We start from the raw sequence: 26,646 nt of genomic DNA, 5'->3' as shown, positions 1-26,646 counted from the left end.
TACTGCATTTTTTTATTCTATTTTGGAACTACATTTTTGCGTCCATCAATTTTTCTGTTTTATCAGGTGATTTGCCCATTTTAATAACAAACGCTTTGTTTGAATTATAATTTTTCGGAAGTAAAATATCGTAATAGGTATTTTTATCTAAATCGAAACCAATTCTGAAATAATTCAACTAAAGTCAAAAAAACATAAATCAAAAATTGATAACTATACAAATCAATGAAATTATTATATTTACTAAAATTCATAATGATATGATTACAAATTACTTTAAACTACTACTTGCATCTAGTATAATTCTTATTAATTTTGGATGTAAAGATGATGATGGTTTTTCGGAAGAAGATGTAGTTGAGACTTATAATATTGTGTCCTATAAAGCTAATATCCCAGTTGATTTAAACAATGATAAAAAAACATCAACTAATTTGTTGGATGAAATTGAAATTCTTAATAAACAAGAGAACTTTTTAGAAGTTAGACCTAAAGTAAAATTAATCTCCTTTAATTTTCCTCTAACATTAATAAATTATGATTATCCAAGTATACCAAGCGGTTATGCAGATTTTGTAAAATATGGATTTGTAACATCTACAACATTATCGGATAAAGTAATGGTTATAAAAGATAGTAGTTATACAGAAAGCAACTATACTGGTAACAAGGAAAATAAAAAAAATGTTTCTATTGAAAATTTAAAAATTATTGACTACAATCGTCTATCTACAAATATTACAAAGTCATATTATGATTTTAGCACCAAACAATGGATTGAATTGAATATTGAAGTTATTTTTCAAAAAAGAATATAAAAAAAGCTCGAGAATTTTCTCGAGCTTTTGTTTAATTATAATCCCCTATATGTTCCATTTCACTTTCGAAACTTAGTACTTTAGTCGCGTATTTTTGCAAACTTTTTTGTTTAATTTCTGATAAAAAATTATTCTTGAATTTATCTAAAGTCAATTCATCATTCACAAATAATTGCAAAGAATAAGAAACCGCCCCAGGTTCTATATGAGAAGTTATTTTTCCTAAACGAGCACCGATAAAACAATTTGATTTCAAATAATCATTAATATGCTCTTTCTGAATCCACGCAAACCAATCATCATGCACTTCTTGTTCAACAATAAAAGTTGTATTATATAATATCATTCTCTAATTTTTTGCAAAGATACAAAGGTTTTCGCATTATATTTTTCTTGAAAAAGAAAGTCTAATCAAGATTTTATTTTTAAATTTACCTATTATTCATAACAAACAAAAATGAACAATACGCAACAATTTATACAAGAGAATAAACAACGTTTTCTTGATGAATTAATCGAATTACTTAAAATTCCTTCAGTTAGTGCTGATCCAGCCTACACACAAGACGTAAATGATGCTGCCGAGATGGTTGCAAAATATTTAAAAGAAGCAGGTGCTGATAATGTTGAAGTATGCGAAACAGAAGGTTTTCCTGTTGTTTACGGAGAAAAAATAGTTGACGCTTCAAAACCTACTGTTTTAGTTTACGGACATTACGATGTACAACCAGCTGATCCTTTAGAATTATGGGAATCTGGACCATACGAGCCAGTAATCAAAAAGACAGAAATTCATCCTGACGGAGCAATTTTTGCTCGTGGTTCTGCTGATGATAAAGGTCAAATGTTTATGCACGTTAAAGCTTTTGAGGCTTTAAACAAATCAAACGAATTACCTTGTAACGTTAAATTTATGATCGAAGGTGAAGAAGAAGTTGGTTCTCCTTCATTAGTAAATTTCGTTAAAAACAATAAAGAGAAATTAAAAAATGATGTGATTTTGATTTCTGATACTTCTATGATTTCAAACGAACAACCTTCTATTTCTGTTGGTTTACGTGGTTTATCTTATGTAGAAGTTGAGGTAAAAGGAGCTAATCGCGATATGCACTCTGGTGTTTATGGTGGAGCTGTTCCTAATCCGATTAATGTTTTAGCAACAATGATTGGAAAATTAATCAATGAAAAAGGTCACATTACAATTCCAGGTTTCTATGAACCAATTCTTGAATTAACAGAAGACGAAAGAGCTGATTTAGCTAAAATTCCATTTGATGTAGAAGAATACAAGAAATCTATTGGTATTGCTGATATCCAAGGAGAAGAAGGTTTTTCTACAATCGAAAGAGCTTCTATTCGTCCTACTTTAGATGTAAACGGAATTTGGGGAGGATATATTGGCGAAGGTGCTAAAACAGTTATTCCTTCTCATGCGTATGCTAAAATTTCAATGCGTTTGGTTCCTGGACAAGATCCAGAAGTTGTAACAAAACAATTTGCAGATTATTTCCCAACTTTAGCGCCTTCTTCTGTAGAAGTTAAAGTAAAACCACATCATGGAGGTAAACCTTATATTTTACCAACTAATCACCCAGGTTTTATCGCTGCTAAAAAAGCGTTAGCTGAAACTTTTGAAAAAGAAGCGTTAGCCGAAAGAGCTGGTGGATCTATTCCAATTGTTGCTTTATTCGAAGAAGAATTAGGAACAAAATCTGTTTTAATGGGATTCGGATTAAACTCTGACGTTATCCACTCTCCAAACGAACATTATGGTTTATTCAATTTCTACAAAGGAATCGAAACTATTCCATATTTCTACAAATATTTTAACGAACAATAATTTTCGACAAAATAACTTCTAAAAAGCGAATCAAATTGATTCGCTTTTCTTTTTGGTTTATAGTAGAATGATTAATTTTGAACTTTATTTTTATCAATGAGTAAAAAATTCTTAATTGCGGGTGCAGGAATTGCGGGTTTAACTTTAGCAAAAGCTTTGCAAGATTTAAATTATAACTACGAAATTTTCGAGGCTTCTCCAGAAGTTCGAGGAATTGGGGCTGGTTTTGGTTTGGCTTCTAATGCAATGAAAGCATTTGAAATTCTAGGTTTAGCAGAAGAGGTTGCGCCTTTGGGGCATATGTTAGAAGATTTTGAAATTCAAGATTGGAAAGAAAAAACAATTCTGAAAGCGGACACAGAACGATTAAGAAAAAATTACAACAACGAAAATTTTGCCATTCATCGTGCAGATTTACATCATTATTTAGTCTCGAAAATTGATTCGAATAAAATTAAAACGTCAAAAAAAATAAAATTCTTTGAACAAAGTTTTGAGAAAGTTGTCCTTCATTTTGAAGATGGAACTTCTACAGAAGGTGATTATTTAATTGGTGCTGATGGGATAAATTCTACAATTCGTCAACAATTGTTAAAACATTCAACACCTCGTTATGCAGGCTATATTTGTTGGCGTGCTATTGTAGAGGATAAATCTTACAATTCAAAAAAGAGCATCGAAACATGGGGACCAAATGGTCGATTTGGTTTGACGCCATTAATCAATCATCAAATTTATTGGTATGCTTGTGTCAATACAAAACTAAATTCTGAAGTTTACAACTACGCTTTAAGTGATATTAAAAATCAGTTCAAAGATTATTCGGGACAAATCAGAAATACTTTACAAAAAACGAATCCAGAAAGCATCATTGCTACGCCAATTATGGATATAAAACCGATTAATAATTATGCATTTAATCGTGTATTGTTAATTGGAGATGCAGCACATGCAACCACACCAAACATGGGGCAAGGCGCATGCATGGCTGTTGAAGATGTTTGTGTTTTGTATGATGAACTAATCAAAAAAGATACTGATATTTTGTTAGCTTTTGAACATTATAATTTACGTCGTTTGAAACGAACACATTATATTATCGATACTTCTCGTTTGGCTGGAAAAGTTGCTCAAGTCGACAATAAATTTTTGATGAATATACGAAATTTTGCTTTCCGAAATTTACCACAATCTTTGATGCAAAGTCCTTTAGAAGACTTGTTGGAAGAAGATTTTATGAGAGTTTAGGATTATGCAAAACGAATTTTGTAGTGTTTCTTAACGTATATTTCTTGTTGACATAAGAAGTTAACAAATCTCCAAAACTCATATCACGAGTTTCTCTTTGATTAGTTGAAAATAATTTCACAATCTTAATCAAATATTTATTTAAGTCAATCAAATCAAAAGTAAATTCTTTTATCAACCAAAATAGAAAATATAACGGAAGAAAAACTATATTTAAGACAACTTGGAATCCATTCGCTAATTCTCCTTCTGACAAAAAATGTTTTGAATAATCAAATTTAGAAAAATCAATATCATATTTTTCTATAAACGCTATCAAAAGTGATTCATTATCTAATCCTGATAAAAATAAATCTTTCTCAATCAGAACATCAACATTTTCAACTTTTTCTTTTGTTGTTTTTTCTAGAAAATTTTTGACTTCTATATACGATTGTCTCAAAGTTGCGAAATCAACATGTAAAATCTGTTTTTCTTCCATAATCACCTACTTCAACAGCACATTATCTTCTAATTCTTGCTTCGAAATCTGAAAATGTTTATCAAATTCTTGTTCAAAAGATTCTAAATCCATTGTAATTTCCCAATCACCAAATTCATTTTCAAACAAATCAGTCATATGTTCTTTTAAATCATCTAATTTTTGTTGAATAAATTCATTTTGCTGAATATCTTCTGCATCTTTCTTATCTAATACAACTTGTTGATTAATTTTTCTAAGAATCAAAGCATTAATAAATTCTTCATGTGTATTCATAAAATCCTCAATCGTACCTGTAAATTGTGTCATTTTTAATATTTTTTCCTATCACTTTTCGAGAATAAATATAGAACTATTTTATTAACAAACAATTAAATTTAAGATTTCTATAAATGAGTTTTAACATAAGAATTAACGTCTACTAATTATTGAAATTGGTTGTTTTGAGATAAATTTGAATATAAAAATATTGAAAAAATGGAAAACTTTAAACTATCAAACGGGATCGAAATTCCTGCAATTGGATTTGGAACATGGTTATTGGAAGGTGAAAAAGTTATAGAACCTCTAAAAATTGCATTAACAAAAGGATATACACATATTGACACGGCAGCAATCTACAAAAATGAAAAAGAAATTGGAACAGTTTTGAAAGCTGAAAATGTAGATCGTAGTAAATTATTCATTACATCTAAATGTTGGAATTCTGAGCGTGGATACGAAAAAGCAATGGCTGCATTTGAGCAAACTTTAGCTGATTTACAGACAGATTATTTGGATTTATATTTGATTCATTGGCCAGCAAATGAAACGCAATTTCCTGATACTTGGGCAGAATTGAATGCTGGAACTTGGCAAGCTTTTGAGGAAATTTACAAATCTGGAAAAGCAAAAGCGATTGGTGTGAGTAATTTTAATATCAATCATTTGGAAGCTTTATTTGAGACGGCTGAAATCAAACCAATGGTTAATCAAATTGAGATTCATCCAGGGCATTCGCAACCAGAATTAGTCGATTTTTGTAAACAACACAATTTATTGGTTGAAGCATGGAGTCCACTTGGTTCGGGAAGAATTTTGGAGAACGAATTAATTGTTTCTTTGGCGGATAAATACAATGTTTCAGTTGGTCAAATTTGTATTAATTATTGTTTAGCGAAAGAAATTTTACCACTTCCTCGCTCCTCTTCAGAAAAGAATATTGAAGCGAATTTGACTTCAAATAATTTCAAATTAAGCGCAGAAGATGTAAAAGCGATTGATGAAATGCCTGCTGATGGTTTTTCTGGATTGAATCCTTCAATGGTTGAATTTTAACAAGTTAAACGAATTCACTAAAATAAATTTTAAAAACCTCTGTTTTACAGAGGTTTTTTCGTTTTAAATCTTCAAAAAATCAATACTTTTACTTTTTTAAATGATAAAATAAAATTATTCGATATGAGCCAAAATCCTGAAAATCCATTCAAAACTTATTTTGATCAAACCCTTGAAAGATGTGGTTTTGATGAAGATTTGAAAGCTGGTATTTTATTTTTTTTAGGTGAAAGTATTATTGCTGCGAACACCAATCAATTGATGAATATGTTTGCGGAAGAAGAAAAGATTCAGCAAGAATTTCGTCGTTTGTTTACGTTATATGCTAAGCCAAATGCTGACATCAATCCGTTTGAAGCTTTGGATACAGAACCAATAAAGCAAATTATTTATACATACAACGAAATTTATGTCAATGTAATTAGAAATAAATCATTTGATTTTGATAAAGTTATCAATGATAATTTAAAGTCTGAGTTTAAGTTAGATTTTATTAAAGAATTTGAAAATAAACAATATAAATTAGTTACAAATCATAACTTAAATACTTCTTTTTTCAAACAGATTGGAGCGTATCTTAATCAGTTTGAATTGAGTTATGAGGATATTTATTTGGCTGGAATTAATTATTATCAAACGAATCAGAAAGTAGATTTTGAAGGAATAAATGTATTGAATCTAAACATTATTGATAGTTTTTCGCCTTTGTACACAACATTGTTTCATTATCCATTATTGTACACATATTATCCAGCGAATCTGAACGCAAATCATTTGTTTAGTTCGATTTTGCAATTCCTTTATTTACATACCAACACGGATATTGCGAAACATATTCACGCTTTTCACAACCATATTTTCTATGAAAATAATCCAAGAAGAGTTCGTAAAGGTTGGGAATTCGAAGAATTGGAACGTGGCGTTTTGATTTCGCAAACTTTTCATAATGCGTTAAATATTCGTAAGTCTCCTATTTTCGGAACTCGTCCTGATTTTTTAGCTTCGAATAATTATTTATTAAATGAATTGAAAGATCAAAATATTCCGTTGGAGAATTTTAAGGCCTTGATGACCAAAACAATTGAAGAATATTACGAAGCAGATATTGAAGAAGTAGTTGCTGGAAAGCTAAATCATGCTGAATTTTTACAACTTTTAGCAATTATTTTCTACGAAACTTCTGCTAATGCAATGATTATTAAATCATGGAAAAACTAACAATTAATCAAGAAAATCGAATCAAATTAGAAGAACATTTTGGCGAAATTTTGCCAAGATTGCCTTTTGAAATGGTTTCATTTTATGAATCGAGTAATTCGTGGGAAGGACAAATTGAATATAATTTGAATTTGAACACGGGAGAATTGACGTACAATACCATCGAAAATGTAAAACATCAAATCGAAATTTTGCCTGAAATGATGCAACGCATCGAAAGTGAAATTATCTTGATGTTAGAAAATTTATAAACTAATATTTTAAAATCTCACAAATGTGAGATTTTTTTTATCTATTCATCCAATCCATCCAAGCATTAATCTGTGTTTTGCTGATAAAAATAGCTTGTTCAGCTTCTGATTTTGGTTGAAGATGAATTTCAATTTTTTGACTTGAATGTCTTATTATTTCAGTAATTGCATCAATGTGAACAATAAATTTTCGATTGATTTTGAAGAAAATAGTTTCATCCAATTTATTTATAATATCCTTTATTGTATCATCATAAATATAGGTTTGTTCATCTTTCGTTTTTATAAAAAGATGTTTTCCCGAAGCAAAAAAATAAGCAATTTCGTGTTCTTCTACCGAACGTAATTTGTTACCATTCGTTACCAAAAAACGATGCATAATCTCGGACGGTGAATTTTCTAAAACAGCTATCGATTGTAATGTTGGTGAAATATCAAAACTAGTTCGAATAGTCTTGAATTTTTGCAATGCAATATGCAACTCCTCTACTTCAAAGGGTTTCAGAATATAATCTATCGTAAAATGCTTGAAAACTTTCATCGCATATTCATCATAAGCAGTGATAAAAATAATTGGCGTTAGAATCTCAACTTCCTGAAAAATCTCGAAACTTTTCCCATCACCCAAATGAATATCCATGAAGATTAAATCAACCGAATTATCTCTAAAAAACTCCGTTGCTTGCTTTGTTGAGCGCAAAATTGTAATTGAAGAAATATCAACAATCGATTGCTCCTCTAACAGATTTTTTAGATAAGTAACCGCCAATAATTCGTCCTCTACAATTGCAATTTTCATGAATGCAAAAGTATAAAAAAACCGTCTAAATGATGAATAAAGACGGTCTAAAAATGTTATAAATGAGGATTATTGAGCTTAGCTGCTTGTGGAATTTCTATTGTATAACGAACATCATTTTCTTGTAAAATATACTCTTTACCTGAAATTTGATGTATAATTTGTTTTTGATTTGCTCGACGTAAATCGTACCAACGTTGTCCTTCTAACGCAAATTCTCTAAAACGTTCATCTAAAATAAACTTCATCAATTCAGTAGAATTCATCGCAGAAATTTCTGTTTGTAATTTTGCAAAACCAGTTGCTGTATAACGATTTTGTAAAACTGAAAATAAAGTTGCTTTTGCTTGATCTAACTTATTTAATTTCAAATATGATTCAGCTTTGATAAAATATAATTCAGCTACGCGGAAAGACGTTTTGAACTCTGAATTTCCACCTTTGATAACTTTATATTTTGATCCACTTTTCTCAAAATAAAGCGGAAAACGTAGATCATTTTCTGTATCATAACTACTTAACAGTTCTGGTGAAGCATATGACATATACTGAATTGCAGGATTCAATGTATTGTCTAAAGCTAAAATAGATTCGGCAGATGTATAATGATTTGGAACTTGTTTTGTTGTGTTCAGATTCACTAAATCACCTTTGATTTTTAATGTAGAATCAGAAAAATCAATTGCTTTTTGCCATTCATTTTTATACAAAGCGATTCTTGCTTCTAAAGCTTTTAAAGCTGCATTCGAGAATCTATAATTTAATCCAGCTAATTGCTGATTCATTTTCATCAACTTTGTCGCTTGCAATAAATCAGACTCAATATGATTATAAACTTCTTGAACAGATGATGGTTTAAGCGTTGCTTCTAAATCTACTTTTAAATTTAGAGGAACACCTTTGTCTGTACTTGCTGTTGCTGAATTATATGGTTTTCCGTATAAATTCACCAAATCAAAATACGCATACGCACGTAACGCATAAGCTTCTGCTAATAATTGATCTTTTTCAGCAGAGTTTTCCATTGTTTTTGGTCCTTCGTTGATGATTTGATTGGCATAAAAAATCACCGTATAAAAACTAACCCAAGGAAATTGAATTGATATTTGATCTGGATTTGTATCCTTCCATTGTGCAATTTCTCGGTACGAAATAAAGTCATTTGAGTATTCATTCAATGTAACCTCATCCGTACGTAAAGCTGTCAACGACTTGTGTGTTGGATATTTTGAATAAGAATTCGTTAAAACCATACGGTAATCTTCTACCGTTTTTGGAATCACTTTTCCATCTGGTTCAATATCCAAGTAATTGTCACAACTAACTGCTGTAAAGCTAACTGCAACTATGCTTAATAATAAAAATATTTTTTTCATTTGATTTAAAATTTAGAAAGAAACATTAAGTCCTACTGTTACAGATTTAGCAATTGGTTGTGCATAAATATTTCCGTAAGTTTCTGGATCAAAATAACCTTTGTATCCATTACTAAATACAAATAAATTACGTCCTTCTAAACTAAAACGAGCACTTTTGAAACCAACAACCTCAGCATATTTGTTTGGTAAAGTATAACCAAGACGAATGCTACTGATTCGCATATAACTAATTTCTTTCGCCCAAATGTCTAATAAATTGTACGCATTTGCATTGTTTCCTGCAAACCATTTGTTCGCCATCCAGCTATCGTTATCGCCTTTAATTGGACTTGTAATTCCTGGAAGTGTAGAACCTGCCTCGAAAATATCTTGCGTATAATTACGACCCGGATCCAATTCCATTCCACGATAAGAAGGCGTTTTCATCACCGTTTGTTTTAAATTGAACGCTGCAGAAATCGTTAAATCAAAATTGTGAATTTTGAAATTATTGATAATACCTCCTGTAAATTTAGGATCGCGATCTCCGATATAAGTAAATAATTTACGTTTTTCTTCGCTTGTTAATTTAGAATCCACAATTTCTCCTGGTAAAAAATCTTCGTATAAGTCATATAAAGCAAAGAATTCTTTTGCAGAAACTTTTTCATCTCCTTTCCAAAACATTGGATTTCCGTATTCGTCAAATCCAGCTGTTTTTAAAGCAAAAATTGCATTTACAGGTAAACCTTCACGAGATGGAATTAAACTATTTTCACGTTGTTGCTCTTTAAGAACTTTACTTTTGTTGTGCGCAAAATTAATTGTTGTCGACCATTTAAAGTTTTTCTTATCAATGTTGCGAGTTGTTAAAGCAATCTCGAAACCTTTGTTTGTTAATTCTCCCCAATTCACCATTGTATATTCAAAACCTGTTTCTAATGGTGTTTCGCGCATACTAATCATATCTGTTCCTTTACGATTGTAAACATCAACAGCAAGGTTGATACGATTTTTGAAAAGACCTAAATCTAACCCAACATTTGTATTCGTTGTTTTTTCCCAACGCAACAAATCATTTGGTAAATTAATCGCATTGATAATATCTTCTTTATTACCTGGTAAAATTGTTGCATCATTATATTCACCAATAAAGAAAGGTGAAGTATTACGATCAATATTTCCTTGTAAACCATAAGAAGCGCGTAAACGAAGATTCGAAATAAAATCGATGTTCTCCATAAACGATTCTTTTGAAACTAACCAAGAAGCAGAAACTGCCCAAATTGGTAAGTATTTATATTTTTTATTAACACCGAATAAATTTGTACCATCATAACGAACACTACCAAAAACTGTATATTTTCTGTCTAATGTATACGAAGCGGTTGCAAATGTAGATACATAAGCATTTTCTTCCGTTGGCATTTCTCTATACGTTTCGTAACGTTTTTCTGCTGCAAAACTTGAATTTGGGAAAACGATTGGCGTTCCTGTTTTCGTCGTTTTATTGTAACCAAAAGCACGTGTTAAAGTCGTTTCGTTTTGTGTATGACGAATTTCTGTCCCAGCCATCAAATCAATTTCGTGACGATTGTTAATCGTAGTACTATATGTTCCTTGTAACTTCCAGTTATATTGAAAAAATTCGTTATCCCAATTTTGTTTAACTCCTCCGTCAGGTAAGAAATACAAATATTGTCCAGATTTATAATAACGCGTTCCTTCTTTCATTTTACGCGTAAAATAAGTTTCTTGCTCAGCGTATTTTTCTGTTTTGTTACTATCGTACTGAATTCCGAATTGAGATGTTAATTTTAAACCTTTTGCTAATTGATAATTAAGATCAATAATACCTTTTAACGAACGGTTTTTTAATGTATAATTTGTGTTTTCTCTTTCTTCGATAAAATTGAATGGAACAGAACGATCTTCAAATCCATCAATATCGTTGTCATAACGATAAGAACCATCTGCATTGAATGGAGATAAATATGGATTCGCATTTCGTGAATAATTAATCGGATTGATAGACGCATCTGCATCTGTTACAAAAGATTTTTTATCACTTGAAGTTGCAAAAATAGAAATCCCTACATCTAATTTATCGTTAAGTTTATAATTGTTTTTTAAAGTAAGATTATAACGTTCAAAACCTGTTCCGATCGTTGTTCCTTGCTCATCATAATATCCTAATGAGAAGTAATAATCAGAACGATCATTTCCTCCTGAAATACTCAAACCGTATTGTGTATTAATTGCATTACGATACAATAATTTTCCCCAATCGGTTGTGTTATTTCGTAAAGAATTAATTTGATTTTGCGTGATAAGATCTAAAGAATTAAAACCTCCATTTCGTAAAGCATTTAATTGACCATTCTTTTGCAAAATTCGCATTACTTCGCCTTTATCAGTACGATACGTTAAATCATCGCGACTAGCAAGCATTAATTCAAGATCAACTTTCTGAGAAGCATTTAGTAAATTTAAACGACCAAAATCTGGACGAGCTGTTACAAATGTATTCGCAGAAAAATTAACCGTCATAGCGCCTTTTTTACCGCGTTTTGTTGTAATCGAAATTACACCATTTGCAGCTCTTGCACCATAAATAGCTGTTGCAGCAGCATCTTTAAGGATTGTAATATCTTCGATATCGTTTGGATTTAATCCAGCGATAGAAAAGTTTTGCAATTGATCGATGTTATCTTTATCGTTAAAGTTTGGCACATCATTTCCTTCTAATGGTAAACCATCAATCACCCATAACGGATCTTGTGGACCAGAAAGAGAAGCCGTACCACGAATTCTAATTTTACTTGGTGAACCAGGCGAACCAGTTTCTGTAGAAACAGCTACACCAGCAATTTGTCCGCTTAACAATTGATCAACACTAGCAACACCAGCTTGTTGAATATCATCCATTTTTACAGTTGATACTGCCGATGTTAGTTTCCGTTTTTCAATTTTTTGATAACCTGTAACAACAACTTCTTTTAAATCATTATTTTCTGGAAGAACTTCACCTAAAGTTGATTTTAAGCTTACATGATATGTTGATAAATCTGTAGAAAGTTCAACTAATTTAGAATCGTAACCTAAATAACTAATTAATACAGATTTTGTACCTGCAGGTACTTCTAATGAAAAGAAACCATCTTCATCTGTAACAGTACCAACCGTTACACTTTCTATAATTCCTTTTTGATCTGTTTTTGTCGAAATTGATTGAGCTTCAATTTTAACAGACGCACCAGCAATTCCAACCAACGATTTTTCGTCTTGAACCGAACCTGTAATCACTCTCTTTTCTTGAGAAAACGCAATACTTGCCGCAAAAAGTGGCAAAAGAATGAGTGTCTTTTTCATTTCTATATCTTACTTTAAAGCTTCTTTAATACGAATGATTAAATCGGCATAATGCGCTTTTGTAGACGCATCTCCATTATTCTTTTTCTTGTTTAACAAAGTCAACACACGTTGCAATTCTGCTCTTTTATAGGTTGTCACTTCCGACACCCTTTTCATAGAAGAATAGTTAATGTTACGCGCCATTTTTTCTTCGTCTAAATAATTACAGATAGTTGGTACTTGTAGGTTTTGGTCAATTGTAAGTCCTGCTACAGTTGTTTTTTCAAATAATTTGTTTGTTGAAACGATTAAGGCATCAACGTAATTTTTTTGAGTCATTTTTTCAAGAATAGTTAAGTTTGATTTTTTATCAAAAGCTGCACTTCTTACTTGATCAAATAAATTTTCAACTGTATAAATTTTTTCATTAGATTTTAATTCTTGGTGTTTCAATTCATTTTCTAACATGCGCAATAAGCGATCGTCAGTAAATAAATTATAAATCAATCCATATTGCATTTCTCTCGCTAATGTATACGGCGTTTGCTCGTAAGGTCCCATTGGCGAATTTTTGATTGCATACGTTTTATCTAAAATATCATTAAAGAATAACCATTTTGGTAATTGAATCACATTTTCGTTTAAATAATTAACTGCTTTACGTTGCATATCTGCAGGAACTGGTTCGTATGCTTTTTTATCAATTCCGAAATAAGTGTTGTTTAAATAAATCCCACCAACATTTGCTAAAACATGATTAGAATATAAATCCCACTGCCCTATTGTTTGGTAATAAAGTTTCCCTGTGTTGATATAGCTTTTTCCATCTTCGTACGTCCATTTCAAGATATTTTCTGAAACACGTTTTAGATTTTTCATTCCATATTCACTTGCCAAAACAGCATCATCACCTAAATCTTCTGATTGAGAACGCGGATCAATTGTACTTAAATAGCTTTGTTGTTCACCATAAAAATACATTGGATCATCTTCGTGCTTTTCAATCATTTTACGAAGCGATGCTTTTTCTGTTTCTTGATTTGGAAACCAACGATATCCCCATTCGATTGCATATTTATCATACAAACCGATTTTTGGCGTAATTGCTGTAACACCATCTTCTGGCTGTGCCACATAATTATAACGCGCATAATCCATAATAGACGGTGCAGTTCCACCCATTTTATCTGTAAATTCTTTCGAACGTAAAGATTCTACTGGATAAGAAAAAGAAGCGCCCATATTATGTTTCAGACCAAATGTATGTCCTACTTCATGAGAAGACACAAAACGAATTGCTTCTCCCATGTGTTCATCACTAAATTTATTTCCTCTTGCTTTTGGATCAATTGGACCTGTTTGAATACGCATCCAATCATGCAAAGAAGTCATTACATTGTGCCACCAAATAATATCCGCCTCTAAAATTTCACCACTACGCGGATCAACCACAGAAGGTCCCATTGCATTTGACTTTGGTGAAGCTGCATACGTAATTACTGAGTAACGTACATCATCAATATCAAAATCTTTGTCATCAGCAGTTGGTTCTTTTGCTATAATCGCATTTTTGAAACCAGCTTGCTCAAAAGCAACTTGCCAATCGTGTACACCAGCAATAATTTTTTGGCGCCATTGTTTTGGTGTCGAAGGATCGATGTAATAAATAATTGGTTTCTTAGGTTCTACTAATTCTCCTTTTAGATATTTTTCCTTATCCTCGTCTTTTGGTTCCAAACGCCATTTTGTAATAAAGCGTTGATCTTCCATTTTGTGTTGAGCATCATTAAAAAACCAATGTTTTTCTGTGAAATATCCCACACGATTATCTGCTAACCTAGGTTGCATAGGAGTTGTCGAAAGTAAAACAATATTACTTGTAACACCTAAGGTAACGGCCAAATCTACCCCTCCTTCATTTACACTTGTCGTTAACTGAGACTTAACCACAATGTTTTCTGGAAACGTTTTCACATTTTCCACATACGATAGATTTGCCTTTACCGAACCTCCTAAACCTATGTTCGTTAATACATCATTAAAACTTTTTTGATTTCCATCAAAAATTTTGTTCACTTTAATCGCAACAGCTGTCGAATCGTTATTTTGAGCTTCTATATCAAAAACCTCAATAATCGATTCTGAGAAATTATCCTTTACAGAAGCTGTGATTGCGTCATTTTTAGGCGAAGAAACTTGTGGAACAATTGTTTTTACCCACACTTTTTTAGCTACTTTATCATGATAAAAAGAAATCACTTTGTTTTCGTAATTCATTCCTTTGTTCAAGCCCGCTTCGTTAACTTCCATTGGAACTTGAGACAATTTATTCACAACCAAAAATTGGCGTCCAAATAAACTATCTGGAATTTCGAAATAGATATCAGTTTTTACTTGAATGGTATTAAACAAACCTTTCTTGTAGCTTCCTTTCTTGATTAATTCATCTATTTTTTTAACTTTCGTTACAGTAGAATCCTTTTTCTCTGTTTTATCTTTTTCAGCTTTTTTATCCTCTTTCTTTTGTCCATAAACAACAGCCGAAGACATTGCCAAACCAAGATATAGTGCTAATTTATAATTCTTTCTTTCCTTATTATGACTCATTCGAACATTAAATTATCATTAATTATGGCATAAACTTAAGCGCAGTTTTCTTATAATAATAGTTTTTTGGAGTGAGTGGTTAGTTTTTTGGAGTGAATGGATATTTTGGTTCGATATAAGGTAAAAAACAAATAAATTCTTCATTTTCTACTTTTGTTGAGAAATTATCAACTTGATAAAAATGATAGATTTTTTGTAAATAGTTTAAACCAAATTTCTCATTTTCTGTCGCTTTATTTTTTTTCTGAAAAGTATTTTTGACGATAATCAAATCAGATTTTACAACAATATTTATAGTCAAAGGTTGATCAATTGTAGCAATATTATGTTTTATTGCATTTTCTACAACAATCTGTAATGCCAAATATGGAATGTTTTTTTCTAAGCTTTTCGAATCTTCGATTTGTAAATCAAAAATCAATTCTTCCGAAAATCTACTTTTATGCAAATCCATGTATTGTGCAATAAAATCTAATTCCTTTTTTACAAGCACTATATTTTCCTTTGGCGGAACAATAAGATATCGGTAAATTTTAGAAAGATTCATCGTGAATTTCTGCGCATTCTCTTTGTTCAAACCAATTAACATATAAAGTGAATTCAACGAATTGAATAAAAAATGTGGATTAATCTGATTCTTTAATTGTTGTAATTGCGTTAGAGTATTCGCATTTTTAATCTTTTCATTTTCAATTGATAACCTATTTTTTTCTTCGATTACAAACGCTTTTTCCTTGTATGTTTTAGATGTTATTTTATTGAATAACAAAAAGATAATGATAATTAAAAAAACAGTTCCCAAGAAAATAAAACCTACATAAAATTTAGTTCGTTCTACATTTTCATCAATGATATAACTCAAATGATTCACGACAATATATCCATCAAAATTCTTGGTGTGTAAAGGTTTTATAAAACGTTTGATATCCGTATCTTTTATAAACTCGGACGAAGCATCATTCAACGTATATAAATCTTGCGAAAAATTAGAATTAATTGTGCTCGTTATCGTATCGCTTGGCTGAATATCTGTAAAATCGAAAACATTTTTCCCAATAAATTTTTCATTAGGATGCGTAATACAAATTCCATCTTTATTGAAAACATACATATAATTGGACGAAGTTGCATCTACTGTCGTAAAAAAATTATACAAATCAAACAGATTAATCGTCGAACCGTAATACATATTTTGTCCATTAGACAACTTAATAGAATCGTAATTTACCCAATACAACGTGTCTTTATAATCCAATAAAAAATTATCAATCTGTTGATTTTTTGTAGTATATATCGATTGAAATTCTTTAATATTTGGTTGATTGATAGCTTTTGAAAGGATTGATTCATCAGGAAAATAATTTGTTTCTGGAGAATGAATAGAAAACCAATCATGGCGAATTAACTTTCGATTTGAATTTAATTCATTCAAAACCAAAAAATGATCTGCTACATTTTTTTCATTTGTCTTTTTAACAACTTTTTTTAAAACTTCTTGATATTCTTCGATGTTTTTAAACTCAAATTCAACTGCTTCATATTTCCTCAAAAAACTTTTTTTGACAAACTCATCATTATTTTTTTGACTTTCTTTATTAATTAAAAAACTCAATATAACAAGAGCAAAAACAGCAATAACACTTACAATAAGCGCTATAACATAAATGGATTTATTAGATAAATGGACTCGAAATCGAAAAGACAAACTATTTTTTTTGCAAAACTAAGGGAAGCTTTTTAATCAAAAAAATAAGAGAACATTTATCATAAAATGATAATTTTCAAATATTTGACAATATTATATAAACTAAAATCTCCCAAAAGGGAGATTTTTTTATCTTTTTAATCTTATAAGCGTCATTTAGAACTTAACATTAAAACAATTCGATTAAAGCTTGACGAATCGTATCATAAATATAATTTAGATCATCAGTCGAAATACAATAAGGAGGAACTAAATAAATAATATTCCCTAAAGGACGCAATAATATACCTTTCTCTAAAAAGTAAGGATATAGCTTTTCGTGTATATCACTAAAATAAGATGTTTCTTCATTTGTATTCCATTCCAACGCCAAAATAGTGCCGCATTGTCTTATCACTTTTACTTTAGGATGATCTTGAATAGACACAACAAAATGTTGATGTTGATGTACAATATTTGCTATTTGCTGTTGTATAGAAGTCTGTAATAACAAATCAAGACTTGCTAACGCAGCGGTACACGCTAATGGACTTGCCGTAAAAGAATGCCCGTGAAATAACGTCTTATTCAAATCATCAGCATAAAAGGCTTGGTAAATTCTATCTGTACAAGTTGTAACGCCCAAAGGCAAAGTACCACCTGTTAAACCTTTCGAAAAACACATAATATCTGGAACTTCTGTCAAATGATTTACTGCAAATAATTTACCTGTACGACCAAATCCTACAAAAATCTCATCTTGAATCATTAAAATATGATATGCTCTACAGCAACTCATCAATTGATCTAAATATTCAGCCTCATGCATCAACATCCCCGAAGCTCCTTGAACCAAAGGTTCGTAAATAAAACACGCTACTTTAGTTGCAACTTCTTTTATTTGCGATTTAATCGCTTCTATATTTTCTGCATTCGGCGTATCAATAAATATAACATCAAAAAGCTTTTCACTAAAAGGTTCTGTCCAAATTCCTCTTCCACTTACAGACATCGCGCCAAAAGTATCACCATGATAGGCATTTTTGAACGCTAAAATCACAGGTCTATCTTCTTTTTTATTGAAATGATATTGTAAACACATTTTTAATGCTACCTCAATCGCTGTTGATCCATTGTCGCTATAAAATGCTTTCTTTTGATTTTGAGGTAAAAGAGCCAACAAACGTTCAGACAATTCAATTGCAGGTCGATGCGTAAATCCTGCAAAAATAACATGTTCCAAAGTTGTTAGCTGTTCGTGCATTTTTTGTGCAATATACGGATGCGCATGTCCATGCAGCGTTACCCACCACGATGAAACAGCGTCAATATATTGTTTGTTATTTTCATCGTAAATATAACTTCCTTCTCCTCTTACAATTGGAATAATATTATTGGCTTTTTTCATCTGCGTATAAGGATGCCAATTCACCAACTGATCGCGTTCTTTTAATGTGTACATGTCTGAGTTGTTTCTTGTTTAACCATTGGTATTAAACCTAAATTTTCAAACATTTTCATATCCTCTGTTACCCCAGGATTAGGCGTTACCAGTAAGGTTTCACGCTCTCCTGTAAAAATCGAATTCGCTCCAGCCATAAAACACCAAGCTTGCTCAACTTCTGTCATTTCTATTCGACCAGCACTTAAACGCACAATCGAAGAAGGCATCACAATACGAGCTGTAGCAATCATACGAACCATATCCCAAATATCTACTTTCGGATTATTTTCTAAAGGTGTTCCTTTTACTCTTGCTAAAGCATTTACAGGTACAGATTCTGGATGTTTTGACATTGTTGCCAAAGTTAATAGCATAGAAATTCGATCTTGATGCGTTTCTCCTAAGCCAATAATTCCACCCGAACAAACTGTAATCCCAGCCTTTCGCACATTTTGTATCGTATTGATTCGATTATCAAATTTACGAGTAGAAATAATCTCATCGTAATAAGCTTCGGAAGTATCTAAATTATGATTATAAGCATGTAAACCTGCTTCTTGCAAACGAATTGCCTGCTCTTCTGTCAACATTCCTAATGTACAACATACTTCTAATCCCAATTCATTTACACCTTTAACCATTTGGATTATTCGATCAAAATCTCGATTATTTCGTACTTCTCGCCAAGCAGCTGCCATGCAAAAACGTGATGAGCCCGCTTCTTTTGCTTTCTTTGCATGTGCTAATACTGTTGCAGTTGGCAACAAAGCTTCTACTTTAATATCGGTATGATAACGCGCTGCTTGTCCGCAATATGAGCAATCTTCGGGACAACCACCTGTTTTTACAGATAACAAGGTGCATACTTGTACTTCTCTTGCATTGTGCCATTCTCGATGTTTTTTGGATGCGTGATATACTAAATCTAATAATGGTTGATGATAGATTTTTTCGATTTCTTCTTTCGTCCAATCATGGCGTGTTTCGTTTGATACTTTCATTGTATTTTAAATATTAAATTGATGCTTAATTGTTTCTGCTATATTTCTCACTTCGCTTGAATTTATTGAATTGAGTTTTGGTATAATGATGATAGAAATATCCGGAGACAAATGATTTTTTATAACACGAGAAGTGTCTTCATCAAACTCTCCATTAAACACAAAATATTCGATAGCGATATTTCTTAATTTCAGTATTTCAATCGTTAATAATGTATGATTAATACAACCCAAATAATTCGTTGCAACCATAACTACTGGAAGATTAAACTGCTGAATAAGATCAATCATAAAATCTTCTTCATTAATAGGAACAAATAATCCTCCTGCTCCTTCAACAATAAGAGAATTGGTTGTTTTGGGAAATTCAAAATCATTTAAATTGATTTCAATTGCTTCTTCCTTTGCAGATTGATGTGGCGAAGCGGCTTTTTGCAAACAATAACGTTCTTGATGAATTTTCAGTTCTGGAGAAGTTAACGATTTTACCAACAAACTATCTGATGAATCTAAATCTCCCGATTGTATTGGTTTCCAATAATCAGCTTGTAAAGCTTCAGTTAATATTGCTGAAACCATCGTTTTCCCAACTCCTGTTCCTATTCCTGTAACAAATAATTGTTTAGACATTTTCTTTTATCTTTTCTATTAATTGATTAATTTCTTCTTGTGTGTTAAAAGCATGCAAACAGATTCTTAAGCGCTCTCCTCCTTCTACTACTGTAGGTGGAAAAACTGCAAAAGTGTTTATTTCAACCTCTTCTAATTGATTTTGGATTTTGGTTAATTGACTCCTAGACTCAAACTTTAGAATTTGAATTGGACTATTTTTATTTGAAGAACTCGTTAAGCCACTATTTCTAAAATGTGAGATATTATATTGTAAACTTTCTTGAAGCGATTTATTTTCTTTGATAAACTGATAACCTTTTCGTAAACCTGTCACATGAAAATCAGCAATAGCTGTGGTGTAAATAAAAGGTGAAGCATAATTAATGAGATAATCAATCACTAACTGATTAGCTAAAATCGTGGCACCGCTCATTCCCATCGCTTTTCCATAAGTTACAACCGTTGCAAACACTTTGCATTGTAAACCGAATTGATGAACCAATCCGTAACCAAAAACACCAAAAGCATGAGCTTCATCTACCACTAATGCTGCATTGTATTTATTGGCTAATTCAACCAGTTCAATTAATGGAGCACAATCACCATCCATCGAATACAAACTTTCTACCGCGATAAAACAACGCTCTTTTACTCTTTGCAATAGTTTCTCTAAATGATCTAAATCGTTATGTTTAAACTTTGTTTTTTTTGCGTTGGATAATTTAATCCCGTCATGTACTGATCGATGTATATTTTCATCAACTAAAACAATATCATGTCGAGTTAAAAGTGCAGAAAAAAGTGCTAAATTGGCATTATATCCAGATGAAAAAAGTAATGCAGCTTCCACTTTATGTTCATTTGCTATTATCTGTTCCGTTTCTCTTAGGTAATTGGAATTCCCACTAATCAAACGTGCTCCAGTAGAACCATAAAGTAAAGATGGTTGTGCTATAAACTCATTTAAAATCTGCTGATGTAAGATTTCATTTTTAGCTAATCCCAAATAATCATTACTATAAAAATCAATTCCAGAAGAACGAACTTTTAATGTTCTTTTAATTCCTTTTTGTTCTCTTTCGAATAGAGATAATTGCAATGAATTAAAAAATTTCGACATTATTCAATTCATTTTCAATTGCAGAAATCCAATTCATAAATAACACTTCTTCTAGTTGTTTCACTTGATTTGCATAGATATTCCATTCACTATGAAATTCTTTTAATTGTGAAATCATTTCTTCAAGATGACCTTCTTCTTCAACAATAATAGATTTTACCATCACTTTTTGTTGATGCGCCGTCAAAATATCTTGATATATTGGATACAATTCATCTGCCCTCACTTCTATAGCGTAAGTCACAAACAAATAAGCTGCGTATTTTAAATCTTCCCCATCAAGATTAAATTCTTTCTTCAATAAACGACAAACCTGAATATCTAATTGATGTAAATAATACATTGTTGCTTTTGGTGCTAAAAGATAAATAGGCTCATAATTGACACAAGCATCTGGAATTAATTTTATAATTTGCTTTTTCAAATAATAAGCATGGCGATGTTCCTCAGCTGCATGTTTCAATTGGATAAGATTGACAAAAGTTTTGTGTTCACATGCCGAAATTTTTCTTGCTCCTGCATTTTCCATATACGAAAGTGTATTAAGCCACTTTACATGTAATTTTGGTTCTAAAACAATATGATTTAATAATTTTTTCAATTGATTTTATTTTTGACCAAAATTATAAGTCCAACGGATCATATATACACTCCACTTTTATAATAAATAATAGTCCGGTTATATTAAACCTATTTTAGAATCTCTGCAAAAAGTTTTAAATCATCACTATAAAGAAGTTGAATGATGAAAACTATTATTACAGAAAAATTCATTATTCATCTATTAATTCTATCTTTTACGATTAGATTTTTCTAAATAGCTACTTTAATCTTATTTTTGCAAAAATTTTTAAATTGAGTACTCGAGAAAATTGGATAAGTTGCAAGAATTGTAATGGACTTGGAAAAAAAAGTCAAGGAGTTTCGAAAAGGAAACTATCGCGTTATGAATTAGCTGTTGCTCAATCTAAAAAGAATGAAAATTTTATTACTCCAAATAAACCAAAAAGTTCGATGCAGATCTGTACTGTCTGCTCAGGAACCGGTTTGACAACTACAAATGAACATCCATCACCCAACGAAAAAAAATATCCTCATATTGCAATTGTCGGAGCTGGAATTGGTGGAATTGCATTGGCATTAGCGTGTTTACATCGTCAAATTCCTTTTACACTTTTTGAACGTGATCGAGCTTTCAACGATCGTTCCCAAGGTTATGGACTAACGTTACAGCAAGCTAGTAAAGAATTAAAAAAATTTGGAATCCAAACTTTAGAGGAAGGAATCGTTTCTACATTGCATTTAGCACATACTATAGAAGGAAATGTGATTGGCGAATGGGGAATAAGAAAATTGCAAGATAAAGAAGCGATTGAAGCTAAAAACAAGAATAAACATACCAATATTCACATTGCGAGGCAATCTTTACGCTTAGCTTTTTTAAATCAATTAGGTGGCAATAATCAAGTTTTATGGAATCATCAATTAGTCGATTTTAAAGTTGATGATAAAATAGAATTAACATTTGATGTTGATGGAATTCAAAAACACTTTAAAGCTGATTTACTTGTTGGTGCTGATGGCATACGAAGTACAGTTCGTCGATTGATTATAAATGAGGAAAATACTCCATTACGTTATTTGGGGTGTATTGTTATTTTAGGTATTTGTAAACTGGATGCTTTAGCTAATTTAGAAAATCATTTGTTGGATGGAGCAACGGTATTTCAAACAGCAAATGGAACTGAACGAATGTATATGATGCCTTATGACAAAGATTCGGTTATGTGGCAATTTAGTTTTCCAATGTTAGAAAATGAAGCGATAGCTTTGAGTAAAAAAGGTTCAGAGGCTTTAAAAATAGAAGTTGCTAAAAGAACGCATTGGCACTCTCCTATTCCTGAAATTATTGCAGCTACAGAACCCAAACAAATCACTGGATACCCCGTTTATGATCGAGATTTATTAATGTCAAATTTACTAGAAAATGCTGGCTCTGTCACTTTAATTGGCGATGCAGCTCATCCTATGAGTCCTTTTAAAGGACAAGGTGCAAATCAAGCTTTATTAGATGCTTTATTGTTAGCACAAAAAATAACATCAGCTTATAATAATATTCAAAATAAACAGATTAATTTACGTGAAGAAGTTTTACAACAATATGAAAAAGAGATGATGGAACGAAGTAGCGTTAAAGTGAAAAAGTCAGCAGATGCCGCAAAATTTTTACATTCAGATATTGTACTTCAAGAAGGTAACGTAACGTTTGGTTCTAAGTGGTCTTCTACTTTATAATTAATTATTCTAGATTTACTCATTCATAATCAATAAAAAAGGAGTTTTTACCTTTTGATAAAAACTCCTTTATATAAAACAACTACACAAATTATTTCAGGAATTTCTGTTGATATTCTTTTCTATATGCATAATAAAATACAACTGGAAGAATTGTAAAGGATAAGATTAAACAAATAATTAATCCTCCTACAATCATAATTGCCAAAGGCTTTTGAATTTCTGATCCCATTCCGGTAGAAAGTGCTGCTGGTAATAATCCCATCGATCCCATAAGCGCAATCATCACAACAGGGCGTATTCTACTTTTAACACCATTGACTATTGCTTCTTTTAATTGCATTTTATGCTTTAAATTATCTCGAATAACACCAATTAGAACAATTCCATCAATCGTTGCTACTCCAAAAAGAATAATAAAACCTATTCCCGCAGATATACCAAAAATGGTTCCTGTTACCCAAAGCGAAATAAATCCTCCAATAAAAGCAAAAGGCAGTGTTAATGCAGCTATCGCTGTGTCTTTTACATTTCCGAAATTGGTATACAATAATAATAAAATCAAAACTAACGAAATCGGAACGACCATTGCTAATTGTTTTGCTGCACGCTCTTTACTTTCGAATTCACCAGCCCATTCCATGTAATTTTCTTTCGGTAATTTAACTTCTTTCGCCACTACTTTCTTCGCTTCATCGATTGTACTTCCTAAATCACGACCTTCTATACTGAATCCTACACCGATATATCGACTATTTCCTTCTCGATAAATAAAAGCAGGTCCTGTTTGATAACCAATTGTAGCTATTTCCTGCAAAGGAACATTGTTCCCATTACTTGTTGGAATCAAAATATTTCCAATTTTCTCAGGAGTATCTCTATAAGCTTCCTGAAAACGAAGAATAACATCAAACTGTCGATCATTTTCATAAAACTTAGTAGCTGCTTGTCCACCAATTGTCATTTCAATTACTGCCTGAACATCCGCTGTACTAATACCATATTTCGCCATTTTTGAATCACTCAATTCTATTCTAAGTTCAGGTAAACCAATATTTTTATAAACATTGATATCCGTTATTCCATTTACTTTTTCGATAGAAGTAGCGACCTTGTTTGCATATTTTTCTAAATCATACAAATCATCACCAAAAATCTTAATAACTAATGAACTTTTTACACCAGCTACATATTCTTCGACATTATCTTGAATGGGTTGCGAAAATCCAAATACAATTCCTGGATAATGATTTAGTTTATCTCGCATCTCTTGAATAATCTCTTCTTTTGAAATCTTGCGCTTCCAATCTTTTTCATCTTTTAATTGAACATTAAACTCAATATTAAAGAATCCTGTTGGATCTGTTCCATCATTTGGACGACCTGTTTGTGTTAAAATAAAATCAATTTCATCACAATCTTTCTGCATCAACTCTTTCATCTCTTTTGTTAATCGAGTTGATTCTTGTAAATTGACACTATTTGGTAAAGTTGCACGAATGTAAATTGCTCCTTCATTCAGTTTTGGAAGAAATTCTGATCCATAATGCGAGAACTTAAACAAACAAAGAGCTAAAATTCCTAAAAAGATTCCTATTGTTGCCTTTTTATAACGAAATGCAGTTTCATATAATCCAAAAATAGTTTTCTGAAAAAATCGAGTAATAAAGTTCTCTTTCTCCTCCATATTTTTCTTAAAAAGCAACTTACACATTGCAGGAACATAAGTTAGACTTAATATTAAAGATCCTAATAATGCGTATCCTAATGTAAATGCTAAAGGAGAGAACATTTTACCTTCCACTTTTTGGAATGAAAATATCGGTAATAAAGCAACAATAAGAATAAGTAAGGCAAAGAAAATATAAGAAGCTACACTTCCTGCACTTTTCTTTATAACACCCATTTTACTCATTTTTGCGAAACGTTCTGCTCCTACTTTATGTTGCATTGTAGCTAAAGCAACAAAAACTGTTTCTACAATTACCAAAGTTCCTTCTAACAACAATCCAAAATCCAGTGACCCCATTGAAATTAAATTCGCTGGTAATCCTTGTATTTTCAACATGATAATTGCGAACAAAAATGAAAGCGGAATAACCGAAGCTACAATAAATGTTGATTTCCAATTATATAAAAAAACAAAAACAATTAATGATACCAATAAAATACCTTCAATAATATTTTTAGAAACCGTATGTACTGTATTATCCACCAATTTGGTACGATCTACAACTGTTTCAATTTTCACATTATCTGGTAAAGTTCTTGTATTCAATTCTTCAATCTTCGCTTTCAGATTTTCAATGACTTCGGATGGATTTTCACCACGCAACATCACAACAATTCCTTCTACCATATCATCATGCTTATTGTAACCAACTTGCCCCAAACGTGGTTTATTCGAAATGACAACATCTGCCACATTTTTGATCAAAATTGGTGTAGAACCATTTAGAGCGACAGTAATATTTCCGATATCCTCTATCTTATCTAGTAAACCAACACCACGAATTACATAAGCTTGATCTCCTTGCTGAATCACATCTCCACCAACATTTATATTTGATTTAGAAACTGCTTCATAAACATCTAAAGGCGATAAATTATAATTCTTTAATTCTGTTGGATTGATTTTAATTTCATATGTTTTTTCTTCTCCACCAAAACTTACAACATCTGCAACTCCTGATACAGAAAGTAATTCACGTTCAATTACCCAATCCTGAATTGCTGTAACTTCCTTTATTGGTAAATCACTTTTTATTACATAACGAAAAATTTCTCCTGTAGCACCAGAAGGTGGTTCAATATCTGCATCGGCTCCTTCTGGTAAATCAACTCCACTTAATTTATTAGACACATATTGTTGTGCATAAAAATCATCTACACCATCTTCAAACTGAACAGTAACAACAGATAATCCGAAAAGAGAAATAGAACGAATATTTGATTTATGCGGAATACTATTCATTACTTTTGAAACTGGTAAAGTCACCAATTTTTCCATTTCCTCAGCACTTCTTCCTGGCCATTGTGTTATGATACGAGCTCTAGTATTCGTTACATCTGGAAATGCTTCTATTGGTGTATGTTTTAAAGAAAATATACCTGCAAAGAGTAATGCAAATACAGCAAATAAAACAAAGGTTGTATTTCGTAACGAAAAAGTTACGACTGATTGTACTAACTTTTTCAT

General features: G+C 31.4%; 21 protein-coding genes. 7 read left to right on the top strand and 14 right to left on the bottom strand.

What is annotated here, in order from left to right:
• Window positions 1-260 precede the first annotated feature (260 nt).
• Window positions 261-818, top strand: coding sequence for a hypothetical protein (locus B3M86_RS13645; protein WP_291048342.1), 558 nt, complete (start codon window positions 261-263; stop codon window positions 816-818).
• Window positions 819-849: 31 nt separating this feature from the next.
• On the opposite strand, the gene B3M86_RS13640 is transcribed toward B3M86_RS13645, so the two are convergent.
• Window positions 850-1,164: a DUF4286 family protein gene (locus B3M86_RS13640; RefSeq protein ID WP_284583689.1), complete on the bottom strand. Its 315-nt coding sequence runs from the start codon at window positions 1,162-1,164 to the stop codon at window positions 850-852.
• Between the two features lie 111 nt (window positions 1,165-1,275).
• Between B3M86_RS13640 and B3M86_RS13635 the strand changes: the two genes are divergently transcribed.
• Both B3M86_RS13635 and B3M86_RS13630 read left to right on the top strand, forming a co-directional pair.
• Complete coding sequence (locus tag B3M86_RS13635; protein WP_038334410.1) at window positions 1,276-2,658, top strand: dipeptidase; 1,383 nt, start codon at window positions 1,276-1,278, stop codon at window positions 2,656-2,658.
• A gap of 96 nt (window positions 2,659-2,754) precedes the next feature.
• A complete protein-coding gene (locus B3M86_RS13630; protein ID WP_286494860.1) occupies window positions 2,755-3,906 on the top strand; it encodes an FAD-dependent monooxygenase in 1,152 nt (383 codons plus the stop codon).
• On the opposite strand, the gene B3M86_RS13625 is transcribed toward B3M86_RS13630, so the two are convergent.
• Both B3M86_RS13625 and B3M86_RS13620 read right to left on the bottom strand, forming a co-directional pair.
• The gene (locus B3M86_RS13625; protein WP_286494861.1) at window positions 3,893-4,387 is read right to left on the bottom strand and encodes a hypothetical protein; all 495 of its coding nucleotides are present in this window, start codon (window positions 4,385-4,387) and stop codon (window positions 3,893-3,895) included. The genes B3M86_RS13630 and B3M86_RS13625 overlap by 14 nt on opposite strands.
• A 6-nt stretch (window positions 4,388-4,393) precedes the next feature.
• Window positions 4,394-4,696: a hypothetical protein gene (locus tag B3M86_RS13620; RefSeq protein WP_221856190.1), complete on the bottom strand. Its 303-nt coding sequence runs from the start codon at window positions 4,694-4,696 to the stop codon at window positions 4,394-4,396.
• A gap of 168 nt (window positions 4,697-4,864) precedes the next feature.
• Here B3M86_RS13620 and B3M86_RS13615 point away from each other — a divergent pair, with 168 nt between their 5' ends.
• From B3M86_RS13615 to B3M86_RS13605, 3 genes are all read left to right on the top strand, one after another.
• Window positions 4,865-5,704, top strand: a complete 840-nt coding sequence (locus B3M86_RS13615) for an aldo/keto reductase (protein ID WP_291076012.1) — start codon at window positions 4,865-4,867, stop codon at window positions 5,702-5,704.
• 123 nt (window positions 5,705-5,827) lie between these two features.
• On the top strand, window positions 5,828-6,922 hold the full coding sequence (locus tag B3M86_RS13610) for a hypothetical protein (protein ID WP_291076014.1): 1,095 nt from the start codon (window positions 5,828-5,830) through the stop codon (window positions 6,920-6,922).
• Window positions 6,910-7,173: a hypothetical protein gene (locus B3M86_RS13605; protein WP_125349508.1), complete on the top strand. Its 264-nt coding sequence runs from the start codon at window positions 6,910-6,912 to the stop codon at window positions 7,171-7,173. Before B3M86_RS13610 ends, B3M86_RS13605 begins: the two co-directional genes overlap by 13 nt.
• Before the next feature lie 37 nt (window positions 7,174-7,210).
• Here B3M86_RS13605 and B3M86_RS13600 read toward each other — a convergent pair whose 3' ends face one another.
• From B3M86_RS13600 to B3M86_RS13555, 10 genes are all read right to left on the bottom strand, one after another.
• The gene (locus B3M86_RS13600; RefSeq protein ID WP_221856184.1) at window positions 7,211-7,972 is read right to left on the bottom strand and encodes a LytR/AlgR family response regulator transcription factor; all 762 of its coding nucleotides are present in this window, start codon (window positions 7,970-7,972) and stop codon (window positions 7,211-7,213) included.
• A gap of 56 nt (window positions 7,973-8,028) precedes the next feature.
• Window positions 8,029-9,348: a RagB/SusD family nutrient uptake outer membrane protein gene (locus B3M86_RS13595; protein ID WP_221856182.1), complete on the bottom strand. Its 1,320-nt coding sequence runs from the start codon at window positions 9,346-9,348 to the stop codon at window positions 8,029-8,031.
• Window positions 9,349-9,360: 12 nt separating this feature from the next.
• Complete coding sequence (locus B3M86_RS13590; protein ID WP_291076016.1) at window positions 9,361-12,702, bottom strand: SusC/RagA family TonB-linked outer membrane protein; 3,342 nt, start codon at window positions 12,700-12,702, stop codon at window positions 9,361-9,363.
• 9 nt (window positions 12,703-12,711) lie between these two features.
• On the bottom strand, window positions 12,712-15,291 hold the full coding sequence (locus B3M86_RS13585; RefSeq protein ID WP_038335737.1) for a zinc-dependent metalloprotease: 2,580 nt from the start codon (window positions 15,289-15,291) through the stop codon (window positions 12,712-12,714).
• 79 nt (window positions 15,292-15,370) lie between these two features.
• A complete protein-coding gene (locus B3M86_RS13580; protein ID WP_291076018.1) occupies window positions 15,371-16,840 on the bottom strand; it encodes a histidine kinase in 1,470 nt (489 codons plus the stop codon).
• 325 nt (window positions 16,841-17,165) lie between these two features.
• Complete coding sequence (gene bioA, locus B3M86_RS13575; RefSeq protein ID WP_125349503.1) at window positions 17,166-18,437, bottom strand: adenosylmethionine--8-amino-7-oxononanoate transaminase; 1,272 nt, start codon at window positions 18,435-18,437, stop codon at window positions 17,166-17,168.
• Entirely contained in the window at window positions 18,425-19,420 is a 996-nt protein-coding gene (bioB, locus tag B3M86_RS13570) for a biotin synthase BioB (protein ID WP_125349502.1), read from the bottom strand. The genes bioA and bioB overlap by 13 nt, the downstream gene beginning before the upstream one ends.
• A 6-nt stretch (window positions 19,421-19,426) precedes the next feature.
• The gene (gene bioD, locus B3M86_RS13565; RefSeq protein WP_125349501.1) at window positions 19,427-20,050 is read right to left on the bottom strand and encodes a dethiobiotin synthase; all 624 of its coding nucleotides are present in this window, start codon (window positions 20,048-20,050) and stop codon (window positions 19,427-19,429) included.
• Window positions 20,043-21,152 (bottom strand): aminotransferase class I/II-fold pyridoxal phosphate-dependent enzyme, encoded by a 1,110-nt coding sequence (locus B3M86_RS13560; RefSeq protein WP_125349500.1) that lies wholly within the window; start codon window positions 21,150-21,152, stop codon window positions 20,043-20,045. Before B3M86_RS13560 ends, bioD begins: the two co-directional genes overlap by 8 nt.
• On the bottom strand, window positions 21,136-21,753 hold the full coding sequence (locus tag B3M86_RS13555; protein ID WP_125349499.1) for a hypothetical protein: 618 nt from the start codon (window positions 21,751-21,753) through the stop codon (window positions 21,136-21,138). Before B3M86_RS13555 ends, B3M86_RS13560 begins: the two co-directional genes overlap by 17 nt.
• A gap of 254 nt (window positions 21,754-22,007) precedes the next feature.
• Between B3M86_RS13555 and B3M86_RS13550 the strand changes: the two genes are divergently transcribed.
• Complete coding sequence (locus B3M86_RS13550) at window positions 22,008-23,447, top strand: FAD-dependent oxidoreductase (RefSeq protein WP_291066763.1); 1,440 nt, start codon at window positions 22,008-22,010, stop codon at window positions 23,445-23,447.
• A 91-nt stretch (window positions 23,448-23,538) separates the two neighbouring features.
• On the opposite strand, the gene B3M86_RS13545 is transcribed toward B3M86_RS13550, so the two are convergent.
• Window positions 23,539-26,646: an efflux RND transporter permease subunit gene (locus tag B3M86_RS13545; RefSeq protein WP_291069594.1), complete on the bottom strand. Its 3,108-nt coding sequence runs from the start codon at window positions 26,644-26,646 to the stop codon at window positions 23,539-23,541.

Source organism: Empedobacter sp. UBA6305, from assembly GCF_002440405.1.
In the GTDB taxonomy this organism is placed as follows: Bacteria; Bacteroidota; Bacteroidia; order Flavobacteriales; family Weeksellaceae; genus Empedobacter; species Empedobacter falsenii_B.
The sequence above is the reverse complement of the archived record's forward strand: the minus strand, read 5'-3'. Positions and strand labels throughout refer to the sequence as shown.

Excerpts from the sequence above, each read along its gene's own strand:
- B3M86_RS13645 (WP_291048342.1), top strand. The coding sequence starts at position 261 with ATGATTACAAATTACTTTAAACTACTACTTGCATCTAGTATAATTCTT.
- B3M86_RS13640 (WP_284583689.1), bottom strand. The coding sequence starts at position 1,164 with ATGATATTATATAATACAACTTTTATTGTTGAACAAGAAGTGCATGAT.
- B3M86_RS13635 (WP_038334410.1), top strand. The coding sequence starts at position 1,276 with ATGAACAATACGCAACAATTTATACAAGAGAATAAACAACGTTTTCTT.
- B3M86_RS13630 (WP_286494860.1), top strand. The coding sequence starts at position 2,755 with ATGAGTAAAAAATTCTTAATTGCGGGTGCAGGAATTGCGGGTTTAACT.
- B3M86_RS13625 (WP_286494861.1), bottom strand. The coding sequence starts at position 4,387 with ATGGAAGAAAAACAGATTTTACATGTTGATTTCGCAACTTTGAGACAA.
- B3M86_RS13620 (WP_221856190.1), bottom strand. The coding sequence starts at position 4,696 with ATGACACAATTTACAGGTACGATTGAGGATTTTATGAATACACATGAA.
- B3M86_RS13615 (WP_291076012.1), top strand. The coding sequence starts at position 4,865 with ATGGAAAACTTTAAACTATCAAACGGGATCGAAATTCCTGCAATTGGA.
- B3M86_RS13610 (WP_291076014.1), top strand. The coding sequence starts at position 5,828 with ATGAGCCAAAATCCTGAAAATCCATTCAAAACTTATTTTGATCAAACC.
- B3M86_RS13605 (WP_125349508.1), top strand. The coding sequence starts at position 6,910 with ATGGAAAAACTAACAATTAATCAAGAAAATCGAATCAAATTAGAAGAA.
- B3M86_RS13600 (WP_221856184.1), bottom strand. The coding sequence starts at position 7,972 with ATGAAAATTGCAATTGTAGAGGACGAATTATTGGCGGTTACTTATCTA.
- B3M86_RS13595 (WP_221856182.1), bottom strand. The coding sequence starts at position 9,348 with ATGAAAAAAATATTTTTATTATTAAGCATAGTTGCAGTTAGCTTTACA.
- B3M86_RS13590 (WP_291076016.1), bottom strand. The coding sequence starts at position 12,702 with ATGAAAAAGACACTCATTCTTTTGCCACTTTTTGCGGCAAGTATTGCG.
- B3M86_RS13585 (WP_038335737.1), bottom strand. The coding sequence starts at position 15,291 with ATGAGTCATAATAAGGAAAGAAAGAATTATAAATTAGCACTATATCTT.
- bioA (WP_125349503.1), bottom strand. The coding sequence starts at position 18,437 with ATGTACACATTAAAAGAACGCGATCAGTTGGTGAATTGGCATCCTTAT.
- bioB (WP_125349502.1), bottom strand. The coding sequence starts at position 19,420 with ATGAAAGTATCAAACGAAACACGCCATGATTGGACGAAAGAAGAAATC.
- bioD (WP_125349501.1), bottom strand. The coding sequence starts at position 20,050 with ATGTCTAAACAATTATTTGTTACAGGAATAGGAACAGGAGTTGGGAAA.
- B3M86_RS13560 (WP_125349500.1), bottom strand. The coding sequence starts at position 21,152 with ATGTCGAAATTTTTTAATTCATTGCAATTATCTCTATTCGAAAGAGAA.
- B3M86_RS13545 (WP_291069594.1), bottom strand. The coding sequence starts at position 26,646 with ATGAAAAAGTTAGTACAATCAGTCGTAACTTTTTCGTTACGAAATACA.